A 19,991-nucleotide genomic window follows, 5' to 3' on the forward strand; every position below is an offset into this window, starting at 1 on the left:
GGGAGCGAGCTTGCTCGCGATGGGGCCTGCACATTCGACATTGATGTCGACTGACGCACCGCTATCGCGAGCAGGCTCACTCCCACAGGTTCCGCGATCTGACTGAAAACCGTGCTGCTGGAGATAACGATTTGCGTAGGAGAGCGTTATGAAACTGCTGGTCGTCGAAGATGAAGCGCTGTTGCGCCATCACCTGCAAACCCGCCTGACGGACAGCGGCCACGTGGTCGAGTCCGTGGCCAATGCCGAAGAGGCGCTGTACCAGACCGAGCAGTTCAACCATGACCTGGCGGTGATCGACCTCGGCCTGCCGGGCATGGGCGGGCTCGACCTGATCCGTCAACTGCGCTCGCGCGGCAAGATTTTTCCGATCCTGATCCTCACCGCCCGCGGCAACTGGCAGGACAAGGTCGAAGGCCTCGCTGCCGGCGCCGACGATTACGTGGTCAAGCCGTTCCAGTTCGAAGAACTCGATGCCCGGCTGAACGCGTTATTGCGCCGTTCCAGCGGTTTCACCCAGTCGACCATCGTCGCCGGGCCATTGCTGCTGGACCTCAATCGCAAACAGGCGTCCCTCGATGAACAACCGCTGGCGCTGACCGCTTACGAGTATCGGATCCTCGAGTACCTGATGCGGCATCACCAGCAAGTGGTGGCCAAGGATCGCTTGATGGAGCAGCTCTACCCGGACGACGACGAGCGCGATCCGAACGTGATCGAAGTGTTGGTCGGCCGTCTGCGCCGCAAACTTGAAGGCCCGGCCGGCTTCAAACCGATCGATACCGTGCGTGGCCTCGGCTACCTGTTCAATGAGCGCTGCACTTGATTCGTTCCCTTCGTGTCCGGTTGATGCTCGCCGCCACGATCCTGGCGGTGTTCTTCATGCTGGCGTTGCTGCCGGCGATGCAGGGCGCGTTCAGCCTGGCGTTGCAGGACTCGATCGAACAGCGCCTGGCGTCGGACGTCACCACGCTGATCTCCGCCGCCCGGGTGGAGAACAACCGCTTGCAGATGCCGGCGCAGTTGCCCGATGAGCGTTTCAACCTCACTGACGGCCGTTTGCTTGGCTACATCTATGACCGCGAAGGGCATCTGGTCTGGCGGTCGAAGGGCACCCAGGAAGAGCACATCAACTACAAACCGCGTTACGACGGACGCGGTAACGAGTTCGCGAGAATCAGCGAAGCCAACGGCCAGGAATTCTTCGTCTATGACGTCGAGGTGAAACTGCTGGGCGGCAAGAGCGCGGCGTTCAGCATCGTCGCGCTGCAACCGGTGCGTGAGTACGAAGACACTCTCGAAGGCCTGCGGGAAAATCTCTACCTCGGATTCGGTGCCGCCTTGCTGGTGTTGCTCGCGCTGCTGTGGATCGGCCTGACCTGGGGCTTGCAGGCATTGCGCCGGCTCAGTCAGGAACTGGACGAAATCGAAAGCGGCACCCGCGAAAGCCTCAGCGAACAACACCCGCGCGAACTGCTGCGCCTGACCGGCTCCCTCAACCGTTTGCTGCACAGCGAGCGCGAACAACGCAGCCGCTATCGCGATTCCCTCGACGACCTGGCCCACAGCCTGAAAACCCCGCTGACCGTGCTGCAAGGCGTCAGCGAAGACATGGCCCAGCGCCCGGCCGATCGTGATCAGGCCTGGGTGCTGCAAAACCAGATCGAACGCATGAGCCAGCAGATCAGCTATCAACTGCAACGCGCCAGCCTGCGCAAAAGCGGTCTGGTGCGCCACCAGGTTCGCCTGCGCCCGGTGCTGCAAAGCCTCTGCGACACCCTGGATAAGGTCTACCGCGACAAACGCGTGCGGGTGGCTTTCGATATGCCGGAACAGTGTTACGTGCCGATCGAGCAGGGCGCGTTGCTGGAAATGATGGGCAACCTGCTGGAAAACGCTTATCGCCTGTGCCTGGGTGAAGTGCGTATCAGCGTGAGGGAAAGCCTTGGCGGGGTTGAGTTGTGTGTTGAGGACGACGGGCCGGGGGTGCCACCGGATCAGCGGGCGCGGATTCTGCAAAGGGGAGAGCGGCTGGATCGCCAGCATCCGGGGCAGGGGATTGGGCTGGCGGTGGTCAAGGACATTATTGAAAGCTACAGCGCGAAGCTGACGCTGGGGGATTCGCCGATGGGTGGGGCGGCGTTCCGGATTCATTTTCCGGTGGTTTGACCGAAAGGTTGATTGTGTTCTTTCGGGCCTCATCGCGAGCAGGCTCGCTCCCACAATTGGATCTGCGTCGTTCGCGAAAAGTGGCTACTCCGCAGATCCCCTGTGGGAGCGAGCCTGCTCGCGATGAGGCCAGCCCCTACAACTCAAATCCCACAGATTCTCTGCAATAAACAGCGGTGTTTAAAACACATCTCCAGACACTCACTCAGGCTACACATCCTTGCGCCGCAGCCTACGACTACGCCAGAATCCGCCGGCTTGTGCGCCTGGGGCGTGGGCTCTAACGTTTGCGGGTCGCTGACGAATCAGCGATCGGGTTTAGCAGCTCGGGTCATCTCTAGACGTACAGCGTCCGCCGTTGATGTTATGGCGGCTTTGCGTGGGGCACTTCGGTGCGCCGGGTTCTAGAGTCCTGGTCTGCTAACCCGCGTACAGCCGCCACCCCTTTATCGTTTAGCAGCGATGCGTAGCGGCTCCAACACTCAAGGAGCTCAGATGTTCAAGATCACCCCGAATCCCCCGGAAACCGACGACGTTTCCCCGCACGAAACCCCCGATTCCAAAAAACTCAACGAAGCCGCCGACCGCGCCCTCGATTACTACCTCAACCCGGCTGCCCACATCAAAGCCACCCCGCGCACGCCCGGCACCATGTTCATCGTCGACCCGGAACTCGATACCGAAACCCTGCTGGCCCACGCGTGCGAATCGCTGGCCTCGGCCAATGTCATGACCATGGACCTGGCGGATCATATGGAGGGGTCGAGTCGCAATTCGCTGTTGGGTATTGCGCAAATCATCATGCTGGGGGAGCTGGCGGTGAATCGGGCGCTGGATAACATCGATCCGCAATACTAGCGAAGGTCTGGTGGTGAGTGGGTAAGTGTGGTGCCTGACAAGTATCGCCTGGTTTGAGATCCACCCCTCACCCTAACCCTCTCCCAGGGGGAGAGGGGACTGACCGAGTTGTTTTAAGAAATTCTGCGACCTGAAAGTCCTCGTCGATTATGGATTCGATGCAGAACTTTCAGGTCGCAGGATAGGCCGAACATCCCCCGATAAGTCCCCTCTCCCTCCGGGAGAGGGTTAGGGTGAGGGCTGGATCTCCTGCGCCCGATAAGCCCCCGGCGTCAGCCCCGTCCACTTCTTGAACGCCCGGTGAAACGCTGAAGGCTCGGAAAACCCCAGTTGCTCGGCAATCTGCTGCAACGACAGATCCGCCCGTCCCAGGTGATAAATCGCAATGTCCCGCCGCAGTTGATCCTTCAATTCCTGAAAACTCGACCCTTCCTCCCGCAAATGCCGACGCAAGGTTTGCGGGCTGATGTGCATATGCGCAGCCACCGCTTCCAGGTCTGGCCAGCGTGAACTGTCGCGGCTGAGCAACCGTCGCAACTGGCTGCTCAAACTGTCGCCATCATCCGGCCGCGATAACAGGTCAGCAGGGGAGTGTTCGAGGAAATGTTTGAGTGTCCGTTCGTCCTGTAACAGCGGCATGTCCAAGTAGCGACTGTGAAACAGCAGGCTGCTTTGGGCGGTGGAAAACTCCATTGGGCAGGGGAACAGCAAATCGTATTCGGCGCCGTGCTCGGGTTTCGGGTAGCTGAACGTCGCCTGTTCCAGCCGAATGCGCTGGCCGATCAGCCAGCTGCCAAGTCGATGCCACACCATCAGCTGGCTCTCGGTGAGGAAATGGTCCGGGTCGCGGAACTTCGAATCATCGAGGCTCAGGCGGATCATTTCGTCTTCGCGGGTCAGGGTCAGACGCGGACCCTCGGGGAATAAGCCATAAAACAATAAGCCGCGATGGAGTGCTTTCTCCAGATTGCGGCAGTGGATCACCGCATGACACATCATCGCGAAACTGCCGGTTTTGCTCGGGACCGGCCCGAAGCCCAGGTATTCGTCGTCCAGTGCCAACCACAAACCCTGGATCAACCGGGTGAACTGCTCAGGCGCGATGCGCGCACGCGGCTCCTCCAGCAATTCGGGGCTGATGCCCAGTTGTTGCAACAGGTTTGAATAGTCATAACCCAGCCGGCGCGCGCCACCGAGGGCGGCACGGGCGAAATGACTGGCGATGGTGCGTTCGCGCATAGAAGGCAAGTCCGTCCATTGAACGGCGGATGGTAGCCGTGGAACCTGATGATGAACAAGGCGGATATCCGCCAATTTGCAGGACGAGGTTTGGTCGATGGGCGGAAATCCGCCACTTTGCCGTAACCGTTTGGTGACAAAGAAACACCTGCAACCCTTGATGTCAAAAGGCTTGATGGCGATTTGACGAACGTGGCACGGGCCTTGCGATACAACCCGCAGATGCCTGCCATCGTGCAGCTCGACAAAACAAATCCCTCCAGTGCAGGAGGGTTCGCAATTGAGGTGTCAGGGACAACAGATGGATGTTGTTACTGAGGCACTCTTGAGGAACTTTGCAATGACGACTCGTCAGCCACTGTATAAATCCCTGTACTTCCAGGTGATCGTTGCCATCGTTATCGGCATTCTGCTCGGTCACTTCTACCCGCAGACCGGTGTAGCCCTCAAGCCGCTGGGTGACGGGTTCATCAAACTGATCAAAATGGTCATCGCGCCGATCATCTTCTGTACCGTCGTCAGTGGTATCGCCGGCATGCAGAACATGAAATCGGTCGGCAAGACCGGCGGCTATGCGCTGCTGTACTTCGAAATTGTGTCCACCATTGCCTTGCTGATCGGTCTGGTCGTGGTCAACGTCGTGCAACCGGGCGCCGGCATGCACATCGACGTGACGACTCTGGACACCAGCAAAATCGCGGGCTTCATCTCGGCCGGTAAAGACCAGAGCATCATCGCCTTTGTCCTCAACGTGATCCCGAACACCATCGTCGGCGCCTTCGCCAACGGCGACATCCTGCAAGTGCTGATGTTCTCGGTGATCTTCGGTTTTGCCCTGCATCGCCTGGGTGCCTACGGCAAACCGGTGCTGGACTTCATCGATCGCTTCGCTCACGTGATGTTCAACATCATCAACATGATCATGAAGCTCGCTCCAGTCGGCGCGTTCGGTGCGATGGCCTTCACCATCGGTGCCTACGGTGTCGGCTCGCTGGTGCAACTCGGTCAGCTGATGATCTGCTTCTACATCACCTGCATCCTGTTTGTGGTCGTCGTACTGGGCGCCATCTGCCGTGCGCATGGTTTCAGCGTACTCAAGCTGATCCGCTACATCCGTGAAGAACTGCTGATCGTACTGGGTACTTCCTCGTCGGAATCGGCTCTGCCGCGCATGCTGATCAAAATGGAACGCCTGGGTGCGGATAAATCGGTAGTGGGTCTGGTGATCCCGACTGGTTACTCCTTCAACCTCGACGGTACTTCGATCTACCTGACCATGGCGGCTGTGTTTATCGCTCAGGCGACTGATACGCCGATGGACCTCACTCACCAGATCACCTTGCTGCTGGTGCTGCTGTTGTCCTCCAAAGGTGCGGCAGGTGTGACCGGTAGTGGTTTCATCGTGCTGGCAGCCACTCTGTCGGCCGTGGGTACTCTGCCGGTGGCCGGCCTGGCGCTGATCCTCGGTATCGACCGCTTCATGTCCGAAGCCCGTGCGCTGACCAACCTTGTTGGTAATGCTGTTGCGACCCTGGTCGTGGCCAAGTGGGTGAAAGAGCTGGACGAAGACAAGCTGCAAGTCGAGCTGGCTTCCGGCGGTCGCGGTATCTCCGACGAGCGTGAAGAAGACGACCTGGGTGTGGCCGAAGGCCCAACCCCAACCAACGTCAAATAAGACGGCTGCACTGAAAAAACCCGCTTCGGCGGGTTTTTTCATGCCTGCGATTTGAGCGTAACCGTCAGCGCAACTGATGCATAAGGTGATTGCTGCAATGCCGTCGGCTGCCTAGTCTGGAGGCATCGTTTACGGAGAACGCTCATGCTCGGTCCACTGGCATCACTCAAGGTTCTGGATTTCTCGACACTGCTGCCGGGGCCGTTCGCCTCGTTGTTGCTGGCTGACATGGGCGCCGAGGTGCTGCGCATCGAATCGCCAACGCGCATGGACCTGCTGCGGGTGTTGCCGCCTCACGATCAGGGCGTCTCCGCCAGCCACGCCTACCTCAATCGCAACAAGCGCAGCCTGGCGCTGGACCTCAAGCGGCCTGAGGCGCTGGAGGTGATCAAGCAGTTGCTGCAGGACTACGACATCGTGCTGGAGCAGTTCCGCCCCGGCGTGATGGAACGCTTGGGCCTGGGTTATGAAGCCTTGAAGGCGATCAATCCGAAACTGATTTACGTGTCGATCACCGGTTACGGCCAGACCGGCCCCTACAAGGACCGCGCCGGCCACGACATCAACTACCTGGCGCTGGCGGGGCTGGCGAGCTACACCGGCCACGCCGACAGCGGGCCGCTGCCGTTGGGCATGCAAGTGGCGGATATCGCCGGTGGCTCGTTGCACGGGGTGATCGGGCTGCTGGCGGCGGTCATCGCCCGGCAGCAAACCGGACAGGGGCAGCATCTGGATGTGAGCATGACCGACTGTGTGTTCAGCCTGAACGCCATGGCTGGCGCCGGGTATCTGGCCTGTGGCGAGGAGCCGGGAAGGGAGGATCAGATGCTCAACGGTGGCAGTTTCTATGACTATTACCGTTCCCGTGATGGGCGCTGGTTCTCGGTGGGCAGTCTGGAGCCTGCGTTCATGAAACAACTGTGTGCGGCGCTGGGACGGCCGGAACTCGCGGCGCAGGGATTGTCGCCCAAGCCTGCTGAGCAACAAGCGCTCAAGAATGAGTTGAAAGCCGAATTCGAGACGCATGACTTTGCCGAGTTGTGCGAGTTGTTTGCCGGCGTCGATGCTTGCGTGGAGCCGGTGTTGAGCCTGAGCGAAGCGGTGGGGCATCCACAGTTGAAGGCTCGGGAGCTGGTCACTGACGTGCCGCGAGGGGATGGTTCGACGCAGGCGCAGATGGCCTGTCCGTTGAAGTTTTCGCAAGGGTTGCCCGAGCCGCGGTATATCGGCGCGGCCATCGGGCAGCATACGGATCAGGTGTTGGGGGAGTTGGGGTACAGCGTTGAGCGTATCGAGGAATTGCGCCGTGCCAAGGTGGTTGTGTAGCGTCAGATCGGACGCCATCGCGAGCAAGCTCGCTCCCACACTGGATGTATGTCACGCCAAAGATCCCCTGTGGGAGCGAGCCTGCTCGCGAAGAGGCCAGCACAAACACTGAAAATCTAACTACTCGACCCGCATTTCCCCACTAAACACCAACGTGCTCCTGCACCGCCGACACAAATAACGCCGCCCTTGCCGCACCAAACCATGGCGCTGGGCCGAAAACGGAAAGTCACTGTCCGCACACGGGCATTTGTAGATGTAGCGGGTCACGCTGCGGCGTTTGATGTCATAGGTGTGGCAGCGATTGGGCGGCAGCTCGTACACGCCGCGCATGATCAGTTGCCACTCTTCGCCATGCGGCTGGATGCGGTCGCCAAACAGTTGATGGGCGATCAGGTGTGCAACCTCGTGGGCCACGGTTTGTTTGAGGAAGTCTTCGGTGTTTTCCCGGTACAGCTGCGGATTGAAGCGCAGCAGGTTCTCGTGCAAATGCGCGACACCGGCTTTTTGCCCGCGCAGCTTGAGGCTCACCACGGGGCGTTTGAAAGGTCGTTTGAAAAAGGATTCGGCTAGTTGGTAACAGTCTTCGACGCGGGTATTGAGTTGCTCGGGCATGCTTGATGGATCTCCAGAGACGTCGAGTATGCCGCAACCCTCGAGAGTTGCGAATCGCCAAGGCGCCGAATGGTCGTCACCGTTTGCTGTCTTTGGGCATTAGAAGGCCGCCTTGCGGCGGCCTGTGTTGGCAGATCTTGTTTTTGGGTGATGTGTTGCTAGTTCGTATAGACCGGCCCCACGCCGAGTCCCCAAACAATTACCGTGAACGCCATGATGGCCACCAGCACCACCAGGCCTACCGCAAGCACCGAACTTGAAAACAGAAATCCCTCGTCTGATGGAATGTTCATGAAAGTGGGTAGCCCCACATACAGCAGGTACACCGTGTAGCAGATGGCCGCGGTGCCGACGATCATCCCAAGCCACATGTGTGGGTACAGCGCCGCCAGACCGCCGATAAACAGCGGTGTCGCGGTGTAGGTCGCAAAAGCAACGCAGCGTGCCAGGCTCGGGTTGGCGTCATAGGTGCGAGCCATCCAGTGGATGAATGCGCCCATTACCGCCACACCGCCGAGCATCGCCAGGTACGACATGACCGTCATCCATATCGCGCTTTCCACCGTCAGCATCACCGGTGCGCGACTGCCAATGACCCAGCCGACCTGAGTGGTGCCGATAAACGCCGACACCGCAGGGATCGCCGCCAGAATCAGGGTATGAGTGAGATACATGTGGCTGATGCTTTCCTCCTGGTCGCCACGGATCTCTTTCCATTCTTGGTCAGGGTGGGTGAAGAGCCCCACTACGTGATGGATCATGCCAGTCACTCCTCTTGTTTTTACCGTCGCCCCCCAGTGGAGCGCCTACGGGCCAAAGTGGCCGAGTAAGGAAAGGTCTGGATATGTGTGCGACCTTATGTCGCAGTATAGAAAGGTCTTAACGGTGCAGGTTGCAGGGCTTTAGAGCAAATTGCGCTGTAAACACTCCTGTTAATCGCGGGCGGGTCTGTCACCACAATCCCCTGTGGGAGCGAGCTTGCTCGCGATTGCGGTGTGACGGGTTGCATTGATGTTGACTGACACTACGCCATCGCGAGCAAGCTCGCTCCCACAGGGGATGGTGGGCACTTCGCCGACGACGCGTTTTTGCGTAAAATGCCGGCCTTTCGTCACACCTCACGGATTTCGCGTCATGGGCACTCTTACGGTCAACCAGAACAAACTGCAAAAGCGCCTTCGCCGCCAGGCCGGTGAGGCTGTTGCCGATTTCAACATGATTGAAGACGGCGACAAGGTCATGGTCTGCCTGTCCGGTGGCAAGGACAGCTACACCATGCTCGATGTGCTGATGCACTTTCAGAAGGTCGCTCCGATCAAGTTCGAGATCGTGGCCGTGAACATGGACCAAAAGCAGCCGGGTTTCCCTGAACACGTGCTGCCGGCCTACCTCAAAGAGCTGGGCATCGAGTACCACATCGTCGAGAAAGACACCTATTCGGTGGTCAAGGAGCTGATCCCGGAAGGCAAGACCACCTGTTCGCTGTGCTCGCGCCTGCGTCGCGGCACGCTCTACACCTTCGCCGACAAAATCGGTGCGACCAAGATGGCCCTCGGTCATCACCGCGACGACATCGTCGAGACCTTTTTCCTGAACATGTTCTTCAACGGTTCGCTCAAAGCCATGCCGCCGAAGTTGCGCGCCGACGATGGCCGCAACGTGGTGATCCGGCCGCTGGCCTACTGCAACGAAAAAGACATCCAGGCCTACTCGGACTTCAAGCAATTCCCGATCATCCCGTGCAACCTCTGTGGTTCCCAGGAAAACCTGCAACGCCAGGTGGTCAAGGACATGCTTCAGGAGTGGGAACGCAAGACGCCAGGCCGGACCGAAAGCATCTTCAGAAGCTTGCAGAACGTGATCCCGTCGCAGCTGGCGGACCGCAATCTGTTCGACTTCACCAATCTGCGTATCGACGAGACTGCGGCCTCGCGCTTCGTCAACGTCGTCAACCTCTAAACACAATCATTGTGGGAGCCAGCCTGCTGGCGATTGCGGTGGGTCAGACACATCATTGTTGACTGACCCGCCTCTATCGCCAGCAGGCTGGCTCCCACATGAGTCTATTCACTTACTCATCAGGAAAGGGCATGCGCGATTACAAGTGGCTGCACGAATACTGTCTGAACCGCTTCGGTTCAGCGGCTGAACTGGAAGCCCATCTGCCCGTTCCGAAAACCCCGGCGCAATTGCGCAAGATCAGCGACGACCGCTACCTCTCGACCATGGCGCTGCGCGTCTTCCGCGCCGGGCTCAAGCACAGCCTGGTGGACGCCAAATGGCCGGCGTTCGAAGAAGTGTTCTTCAAGTTCGACCCTGAGAAAGTCGTGCTGATGAGTGCCGAACACCTTGAGCGTTTGATGCAGGACGCGCGGATCATTCGTCACCTGGGCAAACTCAAGAGCGTGCCGCGCAATGCGCAGTTCATTCTGGATGTGGCGCATGAGAAGGGCAGCTTCGGCGCGTTGATCGCCGATTGGCCGGTCACGGATATCGTCGGGTTGTGGACCTACCTGAAAAAGCGCGGTCATCAGTTGGGCGGGTTGTCGGCACCGCGGTTCTTGCGGATGGTGGGCAAGGATACGTTTGTGCCGAGCTACGACGTGGTCGCGGCGTTGAATGCGCAGAAGATTGTCGACAAGGTGCCGACCAGCCTGCGGGATCTGGCCACGGTGCAGGATGTGTTTAACCAGTGGCATGAACAGAGTGGCGGGCGGGCGATGAGCCAGATTTCGATGATGCTCGCCTACACAGTGAATCATTAAAACCGAGGCGCGCCCATCGCGAGCAAGCTCGCTCCCACAGGGTTCACGCTGTCCTTGTGGGAGCGAGCCTGCTCGCGAAAGCGGTGTGTCAGGCGACGGAGGTTTCGCCCTCGCCAGCCAACTTGCGGTTCAACTGAAACCGCCACCGCACATACAGCAGCGCCGAGCAGAACACCGCCAGGCTCGCGCCCATTTCCAGCAAACCAAACAGCTGCCGGTTCGGGTCATACGCGGCCAATGCGCCCTTGATGAAATACAGGTTCACCACAAAACACATCCATGAATGCCCGCGCGCACTGCCGATAATCATCCCCGGCGCCAGCAACAGCAGCGGCACCAGTTCGATCAGCAGAATCACCCACGGCCGGGCGCCGTGCAGGTCCGCGATCACCAGGTAGTAAGCGCACAGCAAGCCCACCAAACCGAAGTAACACAGCAGGCTGATGACACGCATCGCTCGGACCCGCGGTTCGAGCCATTCGATGGAGGGCAAAATCTTCGGCTTTTTGGCCACGTCAGTTCCCCAGTTTCTGTGCAGTCTTCGCCAAGCGCAGGCCCAAGGCCCGACACAGCGCGACTTCATGTTCATTCAAGCCGCTTTTGCCATCGGCCCCGGCGTGATGGCTGGCGCCGTAAGGCGTGCCGCCACCACGGGTTTCCAGCAAGGCCGATTCGCTGTAAGGCAGGCCGGTGATCAGCATGCCGTGGTGCAGCAACGGCAACATCATCGACAGCAGCGTGGTTTCCTGGCCGCCGTGCAGGCTCGCGGTGGAGGTGAAAACGCCAGCCGGTTTGCCCACCAGAGCGCCGGTCAGCCACAGGTTGCTGGTGCCGTCGAGGAAGTACTTGAGCGGCGCCGCCATGTTGCCGAACCGGGTCGGACTACCCATGGCCAGGCCCGCGCAGTTCTTCAGGTCGTCGAGGCTGGCGTACAGCGCGCCTTCGTCCGGGATATCCGGCGACACGGCTTCGCATTCGGTCGAGATCGGCGGGACCGTGCGCAACCGGGCTTCAAGGCCGGACTGCTCGACACCCCGGGCGATCTGCCGGGCCATTTCATTGGTCGAGCCGCTGCGGCTGTAATACAGAACCAGAATGTACGGCGCACTCACGGCAGCAACTCCAGCACATTCTCCGGCGGACGGCCGATGATGGCTTTGTCGCCGACTTCGAGAATTGGTCGCTCCATCAGTTTCGGGTTGGCGGCGATGGCTGCGATCAATTGCGCCTCGCTCAGGCTGCTGTCGGCCAGGTTGAGGGTTTTGTATTCGTCCTCACCGGTGCGCAGCAGTTGCCGGGCGCTGATGCCGAGCTTGGTCAGCAGGCTCTGGATTTGCGCAGCGTCCAGCGGGGTGTCCAGGTAGCGGACTACCGTCGGGGTCAGGCCACGGGCTTCGAGCAGTTCGAGCGCACCGCGGGATTTCGAGCAGCGCGGGTTGTGATAAAGCGTCAGATCGGTCATGTGCGGTTCGCATCTTGCGTAAGGTGACGGCTATTCTAACTGTGCAGCGCGTAATCCAGAACCTTGGGAGGCGATGGGTCGTAGGCGCATTCAATTTTGAACAAGGAATACGATATGACTAGGCGACTGGTAGCGGCATTGGCGATCATCGGTACGTTATTGCTGGGGGGCTGTGGTAACGACTATGGCATCGACCAGAATGGCCAGAAAGTCGCCGCCGAACGTCTGGACAAACAATGGCTGGTGCTCAATTACTGGGCTGAATGGTGCGGGCCGTGCCGGACCGAGATCCCGGAATTGAACGCCCTGGCCGATCAGCTCAAGGACAAGAAGATTGGTGTGTTCGGGGTCAACTTCGACAATGTGCAGGGTGAAGAGCTGAAAAGCGCCAGTGAAAAACTGGGCATCAAGTTCACCGTGCTGGCTTCTGATCCGGCCGATCTTTTTGAGTTGCCGCGCAGTGAGGCGTTGCCGGTGACTTACATCATCGATAACAAGGGCAAGGTAAGGGAACAGCTGATGGGGGAGCAGACGGCGGCGGGGGTGATGGCGAAGCTTGAGGCGTTGCAGGCGAAGAATTGAAGGGGCGAGGGAGGATTCTGTGTTGAGCTTCAGATCCACCCCTCACCCCAGCCCTCTCCCCACGGGGGAGAGGGGGAAAGGGAGCCGATCAGGGGCTTTCCAAAACCTGAGTTCGACTCGATATCTCAGGTCGCATAATTTCTCGAGATATCCCCGATCAGTCCCCTCTACCTCTGGGAGAGGGTTAGGGTGAGGGCTGGCGATCTAACTGCTCAACCCTCTTCAAGCCACCAACGCAACGGCTTGCCTTCGGCCGGCCAGAAACGCATCTGGTCGATCGGCGAGATATCCCAGCGCTGAACGTTTTCCAACGCCTGGAGGAAACGCTTTTCCTGCTCCATCAACGCCGGCGCACACAGTTTGCGCGTGCTGCCAACCTTGCCGAAGCTCAGCTTGTCGCCTTCCAGGGTATACGGCGCGAACCAGTGGTTGCAGCCGCCATTGCCGTAGGCCCGACCGTCTTCACCGAGGGTGACGGTCAGGTGGCTGTAATCCATCAACGGACGTTCGCCAATCCACTCCAGAATGTAGCTGCGGTTCTGTTGCAATTGCACCGGCTCGGCGGCGCAGCCCAGCAGGCTGGCGCCAACCATTGCGGTCAGAGCAAGGCGTTTCATCACGCGGGCTCCTGGCATTTCGGGCACAGGTGCTTTTCGCCAACCGTGGTCCAGCCCAGCTCGGCGATCCGTGCGGTAGCAGCAGGCTTTTCAGCCTTGTTGCCCAGCTTGGCGTCGACCGCGAACTCGAAGTTCAGCTCTTTGGCGCAGCTGTCGCAGTTCACTTTCCAGGTGTGGATCGCCAGTTCACCGAACACCGGACCACTGGCCACCGCGACCCATTGGCCGGGCGGATTGATCAAGTGGCGAACCGTTTCGACGGTCAGGCGCATGGACAAGTCCTTGGCGCCTTTGAGGGTCACTACCAGCACGTCGTTGTTACGAATCGAGCCGCCGTTGCCGGTGACTTGATAACGCCCCGGCACAAGGGCGCGGCATTCGGTGAGGGTGTGTTGCGGGTTCATCAGGCTATAGCGGAAATCGTGTTCGACCATGGGTCCTCCAAATATGCGCGGCATGCTAGCACGGACATCAGCGCAGCATGGCGCGGGCGTATGACCTTCGATCTGGTTCAGTCACCCTTCACCAGATTCGTTGGCGCGCCCGCCGCCCAGGCGGCGATGTTCTGCAGGGTGGTCGCGGCAATCGCGCCCAGGGCTTCGCGGGTCAGGAAGGCCTGGTGAGCGGTGATGATCACGTTCGGAAAGGTCAGCAGCCGCGCCAGCACGTCGTCCTGCAGCGGCAGGTCGGAACGGTCCTCGAAGAACAGCTGTGCCTCCTCTTCATACACATCCAGCCCCAGATAACCCAGTTGACCGTCCTTTAACGCGTCGATCAGCGCAGGTGTGTCCACCAGACCACCGCGGCCGGTGTTGATCAGCATCGCACCCGCTTGCATGTGCGACAGTGACTCGCGATTGATCAAGTGTTTGCTTTGTGCGTTGAGCGGGCAGTGCAGGCTGATGATCTGCGACTCGGCCAGCAGTTCTGGCAGGCTCAGGTAACGAGCACCGAGGACTTCGACTTGCGGGTTGGGGAAGGGGTCGTACGCCAGCAATTGGCAGCCAAAGCCGTTCATGATTTTCGCGAAGGTCGCGCCGATCTGCCCGGTGCCGACCACGCCGACGGTCTTGCCCACCAGGTCGAAGCCGGTCAGCCCGTGCAGGCTGAAATCCCCTTCGCGCGTGCGGTTGTAGGCGCGGTGCAGGCGTCGGTTGAGCGCCAGGATCAGCGCCACCGCATGTTCCGCCACCGCGTGGGGCGAGTAGGCCGGGACGCGCACAATCGCCAGCCCCAGACGCTTTGCCACTGCCAGATCGACATGGTTGTAACCGGCCGAGCGCAGGGCGATCAGGCGTGTGCCGCCCGCGGCCAGGCGTTCGAGCAGCGGCGCGCTGAGGTCGTCATTGATGAAGGCACAGACCACTTCGTGATGCTCCGCCAGCGCCACCGTATCAAGGCTCAGCCGCGCCGATTGAAAGTGCAGTTCAATGCCGGCCGGTAGCTCGGCACTGAGAAAACTGTCGCGGTCGTAGGTCTGGCTGCTGAAAAGAATCGTGCGCATGCGGTCCTCCTGGAATGTACATCAAGCATTTATACGGGCATGGGCAGCCAGGCGATTGATGGCCCGGTCGAGGTCTTCCAGCGCGCTGGGGGCTTTGGGGTCCTGTTGCTTGAGCAGGGTTTCGCTACGCTGGCAGGCGGCGCGCAGTTGCGGGACGCCGCAATAGCGCGTCGCGCCGTGCAGGCGATGGACGCGCTCGATCAGGGCGTTCTGGTCGTTGTTTTCCCGGGCGAAGCGAATCGCCTCGCGGTCGGCTTCGAGCGACGCCAGCAGCATTGCCAGCATGTCCGCCGCCAGATCGGCCTTGCCGGCAGCCAGACGCAAACCTTCTTCGTGATCGAGCACCTGCAACTCATGACCGCCACCGTGGCTGTCGCTGGCGCGCTCCGGCCCATGATTGCGCAGCGCCAGGCCGGTCCACTTCAGCACCACTTGGGCCAATTGCCGTTCGCTGATCGGTTTGGTCAGGTAATCGTCCATGCCGCTTTGCAGCAGCGCGCGTTTTTCGTTGGCCATGGCGTGAGCGGTGAGGGCAACGATTGGCAGTGGTGTGCAATGCCGCTCACTTTCCCACTGGCGAATCGCTTCAGTGCTTTGCCGCCCGTCCATGCCGGGCATCTGAACGTCCATCAGCACCAGGTCGAAAGTTTCGGTCTGCACCGCCTTGACCGCCGCGTAACCGCTTTCCACCGCGAGGACTTTGGCGCCCATGTCTTCGAGCAGGGTTTGCACCAGCAGCAAGTTGGCCGGGTTGTCGTCGACACACAGCACTTTTGGCGCACGGCTGGACACCGGTTCGCCGGGCTCGCTGCGGTGCTGACGCGGGTTGACCAGGTCGGACAAGGCCCGTCGCAGCTTGCGGGTGCAGGCCGGTTTGGCCTGGAGCTGGCTGTGTGGGTTGGGCACCGAGAGGTGGAACAGCGTTTGTTCGGTGGTCGGGCACAACACCAGCACCTTGCAGCCCAGGTGTTCGAGGTCCCAGATGTGTTGGTTGAGTCGCTCTGGCGGCATGTCGTTGCTGGTGATGCCGAGCACCGCCAGGTCGATCGCCTGATCGGTCTGATGCGCGCCGGTCACGCCATTGGTCAGGCTTTCAAGGGTATTGAACGGGGTGACTTCGAGGCCGCAGTCTTCCAGTTGATGCTGCAATGCCTGGCGGGCCAGTTCGTGGTTTTCCAGCACCGCCACCCGACGCCCGAGCAACGGCGGGCCGGGCAGGTCTTCGGCGTCGTCGCGGGTTTTGGGCAGGCTCAGGCTGATCCAGAATTCCGAGCCTTCGCCGGGCGTACTGTCGACACCGATCTCGCCGCCCATCTGTTCGATCAGGCGTTTGGAAATTACCAACCCCAGACCGGTGCCGCCCGGTTGCCGGGACAGCGAATTGTCAGCCTGGCTGAAAGCCTGGAACAAGGCGCGCACGTCCTGGTTCGACAATCCGATGCCGGTGTCCTGAATGCTGATGCGCAGTTGCACGCTGTCTTCGTGCTCTTCCTCAAGCATGGCCCGGGCGACGATGGTGCCTTCGCGGGTGAACTTGATCGCATTGCTGACCAGGTTGGTGAGAATCTGCTTGAGCCGCAGCGGGTCACCCACCAGCGACAGCGGCGTATCGCGATAAACCAGGCTCACCAGCTCCAGTTGCTTGGCATGGGCGGCCGGGGCGAGGATGGTCAGCGTGTCCTGGAGCAGGTCGCGCAAGTTGAACGGAATATGGTCGAGCACCAGTTTGCCGGCCTCGATTTTCGAGAAGTCGAGAATCTCGTTGATGATCCCCAGCAGGCTGTCGGCGGACTTTTCGATGGTGCCCAGATAGTCGAGCTGGCGTGGGGTCAGCTCGCTTTTTTGCAGCAGATGCGTGAAGCCGAGAATGCCGTTGAGCGGCGTGCGGATTTCATGGCTCATGTTGGCCAGGAACTCGGATTTGATCCGGCTGGCTTCAAGGGCTTCCTTGCGCGCCAGGTCCAGTTCGATGTTCTGGATCTCGATGGTTTCCAGGTTCTGACGCACGTCTTCGGTGGCCTGGTCGATGCTGTGTTGCAATTCTTCCTGCGCGTTCTGCAGGGTGCCGGCCATGCGGTTGATGCCGGACGCCAGTGTGTCCAGCTCCTGGCTGCCGAGGGGCGGCAGACGGGTTTCCAGATGACCGTCCTTGAGTTGCGCCACCGCTTGCTTGATCTGGCTCAGCGGCCGATTGATGGCCCGGCCCATGCGCAACGCCAGCAACGCCGCACCGGCCAGGCCTGCGCCGATCAGCAGCAGGCTGGCGAACAGGCTGCGGTAACCGCGCAGCAGCATGCCGTTGTGGGACAGTTCGAGTTCGACCCAGCCCAGCAGGCGGTCGGCTTCTTCGGGAATCAAGTCACCGGCCAGATTGCGGTGCTTGCCGAACACCGGCAGCAAGTAACGCGTCGCGTCATTGCCGCTGCGGCGCAGCATCTGCGAACTGTTGCCGACCGGCGCCTGATTGAGCATGGTCGGGCCGGCATGGGCCAGCAGGGAGCGGTCGGGCGCGAGGAACGAAACGGCGCGAACGTCCGGTTGTTCGAGGGATTGGGTGGCAATGCGTTCCAGCAGCTCGGTGTTCTTGTGGCCCATGGCCGGGGCCACCAGGGGCGCCAGTTGTTCGGCGATCATCTCGCCACGCTGCATAAGCTGGGTTTGCAGGTCGGATTGCTGCATCCAGGTGAAATAGCCGCCCAGAACCAAGGCCATCAGGCTGGTCGGCAACAGGGTCAGCAATAGCACGCGGCCTTTAATTCCCAGTTTCTTGAGCACGCATCTCTCCTGCATCCAGCGATTTAATGACCTGCACGTACGTCCAGCACGCGCCACCTGCGCAGTGTAGCGATTTGCAGGCGGGCAATCTTCGTAAAATTGATGTCGGCATTCGTCGGCTGGATCACCACTTTTACGTCACGGGCAAACCTTGTGTTGCCCGCAGCGAGGCAATCTTGAATAATCAGCGACTGAGAATTATTTGCAGATAGTCATGACTCCCATCACTGCTGGCCATCCTCGTATCCTGTCTATAGAAGACGACCTCGTACTCGGTGCTTATGTTCATGAGCACCTGGGACGCTGCGGTTTTCAGGTGACCTGGTGCCAAAACGGTCTGGAAGGCTTGACCATTGCCCGCCAGCAAGCCTTCGATGTGGTGCTGATGGATATTCTGCTGCCGGGCCTGGACGGGCTGAACGTACTGACGCAGTTGCGCCAGAGCCACTCCACCCCGGTGGTGCTGATGTCGGCGCTCGGTGCCGAGGCGGATCGCATCAGTGGTTTTCGGCTGGGCGCCGATGATTACCTGCCCAAACCCTTCAGCATGGTCGAGTTGCGGGTGCGCATCGAAGCGATCCTGCGGCGGGTCGCGCTCGACCGCCGGCCAGCGCCAGCACCGATTGCCCCTGCGGCGGACAGCCTGCGTTTCGACGATGAAGGCTGTGATGTCTTTTTTGGCGAACACGCTGCCGGCCTGACCCGCAGTGAGTACCGGTTGCTGGAAACGCTGAATCGCAATGGCGATGAAGTCCTGAGCAAAGCCTTCCTTTATCAGCATGTACTGCAGCGCGGTTATGCGCCCCATGACCGCAGCCTCGACATGCACATCAGCCAGATCCGTCGCAAGCTCAAGGCCGTCGGTTACCTCGAGCGCGAAGTGCGCACGGTGTGGGGCAAGGGCTACGTATTGAGTGCTGTCGATGAAATGGACTGACCTGCCGGGCAGGCATTCGCTGTTCTGGAAACTGGCGTGTTTGTTGGTGGCGTTCTGTCTGCTGATGATCTGGCTCAGTTGGTCCTGGGGGCGCTACATGGAAAAGAAAAACCTGTTCCTGTCCGACGAGGCAAGGGGCACGCTCACGCGCTACGCCGCCGAGGCCGAGCAGGTATGGAATGAGCGCCATAGTGCGGGCATCGATGCCTGGTTGCAGAGCGTCGGCCATCGCGAGTCGACATGGGTCGGTGTGATTGGCGGCGATTTGCAGTCATTGAGCAGTTACCCGCTGACGGAAAGAGAAATCCAGCGCCTGACCTTTTTACGCGGTCTGGATTGGCCGACGAGTCGCCATACCAAAGGCCTGCCGTGGTTGAGAGTGCCTTTTCCCAACGATCCGTCCGCCGGCAGTCTGGTGATCGAACTGCCCCGGCGTTTCGTGCCCGGGCACTACCGGGTGTTCTGGCGGGTGATCACCAATGGGGTGATTCCCGGACTATTCACCTTGCTGCTGTGCGTCGGTCTGTATCGGTTGCTGGTCGTGCCTTTGAACAGTCTGCGCGAACAGGCCAATGCCTGGCGTGCCGACCCGTTGAACGTGCGGTTGTCGAGCCGCATCACCAATCGCCCGGATGAGCTGGGTGAACTGGGCCGGGCCTTCGATCACATGTCCGAGCGCCTGCAAAGCACGGTGGCCCTGCAACAACAACTGTTGCGCGACCTGTCCCACGAATTGCGCACGCCACTGAGTCGTCTGCGGGTGGCCAGCGAAAGCGAGCAGGGGTTGACGCAATTGCGCGAGCGCATTGGCCGAGAGGTCGATGGCATGCAGCGTCTGGTGGAAGACACGCTGCAACTGGCCTGGCTCGACACCGAACGCACTCGGTTGCCCGACGAATCGATCCAGGTTCAAGCGTTGTGGGAAATGCTCACGGAAAATGCCTGCTATGAGAGTGGCTGGCCGGCGAGCCAGTTGCAGTGTGCGGTGGAATCGTCCTGCTGGGTGCGCGGCCATCTCAATACGTTGGCTCAAGCGCTGGAAAACATCCTGCGCAATGCCATTCGTCATTCACCGCAGGGCGGCGTTGTGCGTCTGGGTGGGCAGCGCGATGGTGACTTCTGGCATGTGTGGCTGGAGGATGAGGGTGGCGGGGTGGCTGATGAAGACCTGGAACGGATCTTCTCGCCGTTCATTCGGCTCGACGGTTCGCGGCCGGGGGATGGTGGGTTCGGGTTGGGGTTGAGCATTGCGAGGAATGCGGTGCAGCGGCAGGGCGGGAGTCTTTGGGCTGAGAACACCGAGGTAGGGTTGCGGCTAAATATTCGATTAGTGGCTGATGATGGTGGTGTCAGTGACGACGCCATCGCGAGCAAGCTCGCTGCCACAGTGGAGGTGTGTCGGCCACAAATGGTGTGATCAACCCCTAACCCTGTGGGAGCGAGCCTGCTCGCGATGAGGGCGTCCCA

Annotated in this window: 20 protein-coding genes; 10 read left to right on the forward strand and 10 right to left on the reverse strand. The window is 60.3% G+C overall.

The features are described 5' to 3' along the window. Positions 1–148: 148 nt before the first annotated feature. From ACA056_RS06920 to ACA056_RS06930, 3 genes are all read left to right on the forward strand, one after another. Positions 149–826, forward strand: a complete 678-nt coding sequence (locus ACA056_RS06920; RefSeq protein WP_497271449.1) for a response regulator — start codon at positions 149–151, stop codon at positions 824–826. Further along, positions 823–2,169 (forward strand): ATP-binding protein, encoded by a 1,347-nt coding sequence (locus tag ACA056_RS06925; protein ID WP_497271451.1) that lies wholly within the window; start codon positions 823–825, stop codon positions 2,167–2,169. The genes ACA056_RS06920 and ACA056_RS06925 overlap by 4 nt, the downstream gene beginning before the upstream one ends. 495 nt (positions 2,170–2,664) lie before the next feature. Then, positions 2,665–3,027 (forward strand): DUF6124 family protein, encoded by a 363-nt coding sequence (locus tag ACA056_RS06930; protein WP_497271453.1) that lies wholly within the window; start codon positions 2,665–2,667, stop codon positions 3,025–3,027. A 228-nt stretch (positions 3,028–3,255) separates the two neighbouring features. Here the strand turns inward: ACA056_RS06930 and ACA056_RS06935 are convergent, their stop codons facing one another. Then, positions 3,256–4,266 carry an AraC family transcriptional regulator gene (locus ACA056_RS06935; protein ID WP_497271455.1) on the reverse strand — a complete coding sequence of 337 codons (1,011 nt, stop codon included), beginning with the start codon at positions 4,264–4,266 and terminating at the stop codon, positions 3,256–3,258. Between the two features lie 340 nt (positions 4,267–4,606). Between ACA056_RS06935 and ACA056_RS06940 the strand changes: the two genes are divergently transcribed. Both ACA056_RS06940 and ACA056_RS06945 read left to right on the forward strand, forming a co-directional pair. Continuing rightward, positions 4,607–5,941: a dicarboxylate/amino acid:cation symporter gene (locus ACA056_RS06940; RefSeq protein WP_497271457.1), complete on the forward strand. Its 1,335-nt coding sequence runs from the start codon at positions 4,607–4,609 to the stop codon at positions 5,939–5,941. Positions 5,942–6,085: 144 nt separating this feature from the next. Then, positions 6,086–7,267, forward strand: coding sequence for a CaiB/BaiF CoA transferase family protein (locus ACA056_RS06945; protein ID WP_497271459.1), 1,182 nt, complete (start codon positions 6,086–6,088; stop codon positions 7,265–7,267). A 120-nt stretch (positions 7,268–7,387) separates the two neighbouring features. On the opposite strand, the gene ACA056_RS06950 is transcribed toward ACA056_RS06945, so the two are convergent. Both ACA056_RS06950 and ACA056_RS06955 read right to left on the reverse strand, forming a co-directional pair. After that, complete coding sequence (locus tag ACA056_RS06950; RefSeq protein ID WP_348133592.1) at positions 7,388–7,882, reverse strand: SprT family zinc-dependent metalloprotease; 495 nt, start codon at positions 7,880–7,882, stop codon at positions 7,388–7,390. Between the two features lie 158 nt (positions 7,883–8,040). Next, complete coding sequence (locus ACA056_RS06955) at positions 8,041–8,643, reverse strand: Yip1 family protein (RefSeq protein WP_008147981.1); 603 nt, start codon at positions 8,641–8,643, stop codon at positions 8,041–8,043. 373 nt (positions 8,644–9,016) lie between these two features. On the opposite strand from ACA056_RS06955, the gene ttcA reads away from it, so the two are divergent. Then, positions 9,017–9,841, forward strand: coding sequence for a tRNA 2-thiocytidine(32) synthetase TtcA (ttcA, locus tag ACA056_RS06960; RefSeq protein WP_497271462.1), 825 nt, complete (start codon positions 9,017–9,019; stop codon positions 9,839–9,841). Between the two features lie 131 nt (positions 9,842–9,972). After that, a complete protein-coding gene (locus ACA056_RS06965) occupies positions 9,973–10,647 on the forward strand; it encodes a DNA-3-methyladenine glycosylase I (RefSeq protein ID WP_497271464.1) in 675 nt (224 codons plus the stop codon). 88 nt (positions 10,648–10,735) lie between these two features. Here the strand turns inward: ACA056_RS06965 and ACA056_RS06970 are convergent, their stop codons facing one another. From ACA056_RS06970 to arsC, 3 genes are read right to left on the reverse strand one after another with little or no spacing between them, the layout of a single operon-like run. Then, positions 10,736–11,161, reverse strand: coding sequence for a DUF2069 domain-containing protein (locus ACA056_RS06970; protein ID WP_140676444.1), 426 nt, complete (start codon positions 11,159–11,161; stop codon positions 10,736–10,738). Position 11,162: 1 nt separating this feature from the next. Continuing rightward, positions 11,163–11,759: an NAD(P)H:quinone oxidoreductase gene (wrbA, locus tag ACA056_RS06975; RefSeq protein WP_497271466.1), complete on the reverse strand. Its 597-nt coding sequence runs from the start codon at positions 11,757–11,759 to the stop codon at positions 11,163–11,165. Beyond that, positions 11,756–12,109 (reverse strand): arsenate reductase (glutaredoxin), encoded by a 354-nt coding sequence (arsC, locus tag ACA056_RS06980; protein ID WP_123369215.1) that lies wholly within the window; start codon positions 12,107–12,109, stop codon positions 11,756–11,758. Before arsC ends, wrbA begins: the two co-directional genes overlap by 4 nt. A gap of 114 nt (positions 12,110–12,223) precedes the next feature. Between arsC and ACA056_RS06985 the strand changes: the two genes are divergently transcribed. Then, complete coding sequence (locus tag ACA056_RS06985) at positions 12,224–12,691, forward strand: TlpA disulfide reductase family protein (RefSeq protein ID WP_497271468.1); 468 nt, start codon at positions 12,224–12,226, stop codon at positions 12,689–12,691. 212 nt (positions 12,692–12,903) lie between these two features. Here ACA056_RS06985 and ACA056_RS06990 read toward each other — a convergent pair whose 3' ends face one another. From ACA056_RS06990 to ACA056_RS07005, 4 genes are all read right to left on the reverse strand, one after another. After that, a complete protein-coding gene (locus ACA056_RS06990) occupies positions 12,904–13,308 on the reverse strand; it encodes an META domain-containing protein (RefSeq protein ID WP_095132442.1) in 405 nt (134 codons plus the stop codon). Continuing rightward, positions 13,308–13,742, reverse strand: a complete 435-nt coding sequence (locus ACA056_RS06995; protein ID WP_008147995.1) for a hypothetical protein — start codon at positions 13,740–13,742, stop codon at positions 13,308–13,310. The genes ACA056_RS06990 and ACA056_RS06995 overlap by 1 nt, the downstream gene beginning before the upstream one ends. A gap of 77 nt (positions 13,743–13,819) precedes the next feature. Next, complete coding sequence (locus ACA056_RS07000; RefSeq protein ID WP_497271471.1) at positions 13,820–14,812, reverse strand: 2-hydroxyacid dehydrogenase; 993 nt, start codon at positions 14,810–14,812, stop codon at positions 13,820–13,822. A 21-nt stretch (positions 14,813–14,833) separates the two neighbouring features. Beyond that, positions 14,834–17,587, reverse strand: coding sequence for a response regulator (locus ACA056_RS07005; RefSeq protein ID WP_497271473.1), 2,754 nt, complete (start codon positions 17,585–17,587; stop codon positions 14,834–14,836). Positions 17,588–17,801: 214 nt separating this feature from the next. Between ACA056_RS07005 and ACA056_RS07010 the strand changes: the two genes are divergently transcribed. Both ACA056_RS07010 and ACA056_RS07015 read left to right on the forward strand, forming a co-directional pair. Then, on the forward strand, positions 17,802–18,524 hold the full coding sequence (locus tag ACA056_RS07010; RefSeq protein WP_497271475.1) for a response regulator transcription factor: 723 nt from the start codon (positions 17,802–17,804) through the stop codon (positions 18,522–18,524). Then, complete coding sequence (locus ACA056_RS07015) at positions 18,511–19,941, forward strand: sensor histidine kinase (RefSeq protein WP_497271477.1); 1,431 nt, start codon at positions 18,511–18,513, stop codon at positions 19,939–19,941. Before ACA056_RS07010 ends, ACA056_RS07015 begins: the two co-directional genes overlap by 14 nt. Positions 19,942–19,991 lie beyond the last annotated feature (50 nt).

Source organism: Pseudomonas sp. LBUM1666, from assembly GCF_059695775.1.